A 4,209-nucleotide genomic window follows, 5' to 3' on the forward strand; every position below is an offset into this window, starting at 1 on the left:
CCGGGGCACGGTGCAGATCAAGACGCCCCACTTCGAAGACGCGCCCGCCATCGCACCCAACTACTTGGCCACCGACGCCGACCGCAAAGTCGCGGCCGACAGCCTGCGGGTGACGCGCCGCATCATGGCGCAGCCCGCCATGGCACCTTTCGCACCCGAAGAGTTCAAGCCCGGTGTGCAGTACCAAAGCGACGAAGAACTGGCCAAGTTGGCCGGTGACATTGCCAGCACCATCTTCCACCCCGTGGGCACTACCCGCATGGGGCGCGACGACGACCCAATGGCGGTGGTCAACTCGCGCCTGCAGGTGCGCGGCGTAGCGGGCTTGCGAGTGGTTGATGCAGGCGTGATGCCCACCATCACCAGCGGCAACACCAACAGCCCGACCTTGATGATTGCGGAAAAAGCCGCGCATTGGATCATGACCGACGCGGCCAAATACCAGCGCGCCTGAGCCGCGTGCGCAATCCACACAGGTCAAAAGCATTCTTTTTGTCAGTTTTGCGTCAATTTGGGTCAGGGATTTCCCCCGAATCGGGAAATCCCTGATGAATCACGGGGTCCTGTGCCCTTACAGTGAGCCCACTCGATGCAAAGCAGTATCTGCATCCCGAGGGCCGAGGAGACAACTCGAAACCCAAAGAACATCAACATCAAACAACATCCAAACGAGATGTGATTCACCCCAAGCGTCGCGCAAGCGGCGCTTTTTTTTGGCCGCTCACTGACCCTCGGCCGACCTCTGAAGCACCCGGCGGGTGCCACAATCTCACCCATGGAATTACTGATCGTTTCACTGGCCTCGCTGCTGGCTGGGCTCATCGACTCGATCGTGGGCGGTGGTGGCCTGATTTTGCTGCCCGCGCTGTTTGCCACCTTCCCCGGCGCGGCCCCTGCCACCTTGTTTGGCACCAACAAAAGTGCGTCCATCTGGGGCACCGCCTTTGCCACCGTGCAGTACAGCCGCAAAGTGGTCATGCCCTGGCGCTCTGTGCTGCCTGCGGCGGGCGCGGGCCTGGTGGGCTCGGTCATCGGGGCTTGGGGGGTCACACAGGTCGACCCTGCGCTGTTTCGCAAAGCGCTGCCTGTGATGCTGGGGATCTTGCTGGTCTACACCCTGGCCAAAAAAGACATGGGCCGCGAGCACGCCCCACGCTTTGCTGGCCCGAAAGAAGCCTGGATCGCCTCAGGCATCGGTCTGATGATCGGTTTTTACGACGGGTTTTTTGGCCCCGGCACCGGCAGCTTCTTGGTCTTTGCCTACGTGCGCTTGCTGGGCTACGATTTTTTGAACGCCTCGGCCTCGGCCAAGCTGATCAATGTGGCGACCAATTTTTCAGCCCTCATGCTGTTCGCCTACCAAGGCCATGTGTGGTGGCATCTGGCGCTGGCCATGGCGGTGGCCAACATCATCGGCAGCCTGATCGGCACGCGTCTGGCGCTCAAGCACGGGGCAGGCTTTGTGCGCCAAATTTTCATCTTCGTGGTGCTGGCGCTGATCTGCAAAACAGCCTACGACACTTGGTTGCGCTGACACCCGTTCAGCGCAAACGCCACTTGATCTGCCCGGCATACTGCGCCAGCGCCACCCCCAACAAAGTCACGCCAGCACCGGCCACCTTGATCCAGGTGTAGTGCTCGCCCGACAGCGCCCAGGCGAACAAGCCCGCCATGGGTGGCATCAGATACAACAAGGGGGCAGAGCGGGCCACGCCGCGCACTGTGTTGATCCAGCCCCAGGCCAGCCACCCGATGAACGCGGAAACCAACACCGACCAAAACAAACCGACCCAAGCCCAAAAGCTGAGCACCGACCAATCCGCCTGCATGCCCGCGGGCACCGACAGCAGCATGACCGGCAAACCACCCAGCAAGGTGGCGTAGCCCATGGTCAGCACCGGGCCGTGTTGCTGCATCACGGGCTTGACCGACACCGTATAAAAAGAAAACAGGCCGGCGGCGACCAATAAGACCAGGTCCCCCCCACCCGCTCGCCAGTTCCCGCCGAGCAGCTTGTCAGACAAGAACATCACCACCCCGCCAAAGGCCAAGGTCACCCCCGACAACTGCGCGGCGGTCAGCCGCTCCAGGCCCTGCAAGCGCAAGATGAGCAAGGTGAAAATTGGCCCACACGCCAAAATGACCGAACTGGAAAACGCCGTAGACCAGTGGATGCCGTAGGTCACCAAGCCCACATGCAACGAGTGCCCAATGAAGCCCAGCCAAGCCATGCGCACCCATTCCTTGCGCGGCAGCGGCGGCAGCCAAAGGCCCAGCCGCCAGCGCATCAAAAGCAGCGCACACACAGGCATGATCAGGTAGCGCGCCCACAAAAAGCCGCCCGGCGAGATCAGGTCAAACAGGTACTTTTGCAGGGTGAAGTTGCCACCCCAAATGACCACCAACACCAGTGCCACAGCCAAAGCTCTTTGGTCGTGGGGGTGCAGGGGTGCGCGGTGGGGCATGGTTGGATTGTGAGGCGCTGTGCTGGCAGAACATGTCTCGCTTGCAGCAAGCCTTCAGTCTTCCACCACCACGGGCACGCGCTGGGCCAAGGCACACATGAGCTCGTAGCCCACGGTGCCTGCCGCTTGCGCCACTTCATCGATGCCCAGCACCGCACCATTGGCCGATCGCCCCCACAGCGTGACGGCGCTGCCCACACCCGCCTCGGGGAATGGGCCCAAGTCCACCGTCAACATGTCCATGCTGACGCGGCCCACGGTGCGGCCGCGCTGCCCATCCACCAGCACCGGCGTGCCCGTGGGGCAGATGCGCGGGTAACCGTCGGCATAGCCGCAAGCCACCACGCCGATGCGCATGGGCTGCTCGGCCACAAACATGGAGCCATAACCCACGCTGTCTCCCGCCTGCAAGTGCTGCACCGCGATGATTTGGGCATGCAAGCTCATGGCGGGCTGCAGGCCCCAGTGCGCAGCGCTGTGCTCGGGAAAGTCGGGCGAGCTGCCATACACCGCGATACCGGGGCGAATCCAATCGGCTTTCACGGCGGCGTCCTGCGCATGGCGCAAGATGGCGGCGCTGTTGCTCAGGCTGCGCTCGCCCGGCAAGTCACGGGTGGCCTCTTCAAAGCGGGCCATCTGCTCGGCGATGCCTTTGGGGCCGTCGGCGTCGCTGAAGTGGGTCATGAGCGAAATCTCGTCGACCTGCGGCAGGGCGTTCAACCGGGTCCAGGCCGAGCGAAAGCGTTGCGGCGCAAAACCCAACCGGTTCATGCCCGAATTCATCTTGAGGAACACCCGATGCGGCTCGTGTGTCTTGTGCAGCGCCAGCATGTCGATCTGCGCATCGCAATGCACCGTGTGCCACAGGTGCAGGCGCGAACACAGCTCCAAATCTCGGGCATCAAAAGCGCCCTCCAGCAACAAAATAGGGCCACGCCAGCCCAAAGCGCGTACCCGCTGTGCCTCGGCCAAGTCCAGCAGAGCAAAGCCGTCGGCCCCGCGCAAGCCGTCAAACACCCGCTCGATGCCGTGCCCGTAGGCGTTGGCCTTGACCACCGCCCAAGCCTGCGCGTCAGGGGCCGCTTGGCGGGCGCAGGACAGGTTGTGCCGCAGCGCTGAGGGGTGGATGGTGGCTTGGATGGGACGGGGCATGGGTTCAAGACTTGCAAAACAGGGCTCCAAGTGTGCCAGCAATGTGCGCGGTCAAGTGCCGGCGAGGTTCTGTGACACCCCGCTCCGGACCGGGTTCATGCCATCGGGAATACCCACCTGACCCGCCTCTGGAAGGGACTTACAAATGCTTTACACTGGCCCGCAACCTGCTAACCCTCTGCATTTCGCCCCCAGGGTTTTGCACTGCCAAACTTTGAAATCCATGGAAGTTTTTGAGTTTCTGATGCCCATCTTTACCGAATACGGCTATTTGGCTGTGTTCGTGATGCTCTTGGTCTGTGGTTTTGGTGTGCCCATCCCCGAGGACGTGACCTTGGTCACCGGTGGCGTGATCGCTGGGCTGGGCCATGCCGATGTCCACACCATGTTTGCTGTGGGCATGGCGGGTGTATTGGTGGGTGACGGTCTGATGTTCACGCTGGGGCGTTTGTATGGCCAACGCATTTCCCAATTGCCCGGTTTTCGCAAAATCCTGACGCCTGAGCGCTTTGTCAGCGCCCAAGATGCTTTTCAAAAATACGGCAAGTGGGTCATGTTCGTAGCGCGCTTTTTGCCCGGTCTGCGCACCCCC

General features: G+C 62.0%; 5 protein-coding genes. 3 read left to right on the forward strand and 2 right to left on the reverse strand.

Features of this window, described 5'->3' with window-relative positions; all coding sequences use genetic code 11:
- Both Q0341_RS02875 and Q0341_RS02880 read left to right on the forward strand, forming a co-directional pair.
- On the forward strand, window positions 1–454 hold a 454-nt coding region (locus Q0341_RS02875), incomplete at its 5' end, for a GMC oxidoreductase (RefSeq protein WP_299510420.1).
- A 321-nt stretch (window positions 455–775) separates the two neighbouring features.
- On the forward strand, window positions 776–1,534 hold the full coding sequence (locus Q0341_RS02880; RefSeq protein ID WP_299510422.1) for a TSUP family transporter: 759 nt from the start codon (window positions 776–778) through the stop codon (window positions 1,532–1,534).
- Between the two features lie 7 nt (window positions 1,535–1,541).
- On the opposite strand, the gene Q0341_RS02885 is transcribed toward Q0341_RS02880, so the two are convergent.
- Window positions 1,542–2,465 (reverse strand): DMT family transporter, encoded by a 924-nt coding sequence (locus Q0341_RS02885; RefSeq protein ID WP_299510424.1) that lies wholly within the window; start codon window positions 2,463–2,465, stop codon window positions 1,542–1,544.
- Window positions 2,466–2,519: 54 nt separating this feature from the next.
- A complete protein-coding gene (gene alr / locus Q0341_RS02890) occupies window positions 2,520–3,617 on the reverse strand; it encodes an alanine racemase (RefSeq protein WP_299510426.1) in 1,098 nt (365 codons plus the stop codon).
- A gap of 244 nt (window positions 3,618–3,861) precedes the next feature.
- Here alr and Q0341_RS02895 point away from each other — a divergent pair.
- On the forward strand, window positions 3,862–4,209 hold a 348-nt coding region (locus Q0341_RS02895), incomplete at its 3' end, for a DedA family protein (RefSeq protein WP_299510428.1).

It is taken from the genome of uncultured Limnohabitans sp. (assembly GCF_937889215.1).
Lineage (GTDB): Bacteria > Pseudomonadota > Gammaproteobacteria > Burkholderiales > Burkholderiaceae_C > Limnohabitans_A.

Bases quoted from the DNA above. Each gene is read 5' to 3' on its own strand.
- alr (WP_299510426.1), bottom strand. From the start codon at position 3,617: ATGCCCCGTCCCATCCAAGCCACCATCCACCCCTCAGCGCTGCGGCAC.
- Q0341_RS02885 (WP_299510424.1), bottom strand. From the start codon at position 2,465: ATGCCCCACCGCGCACCCCTGCACCCCCACGACCAAAGAGCTTTGGCT.
- Q0341_RS02880 (WP_299510422.1), top strand. From the start codon at position 776: ATGGAATTACTGATCGTTTCACTGGCCTCGCTGCTGGCTGGGCTCATC.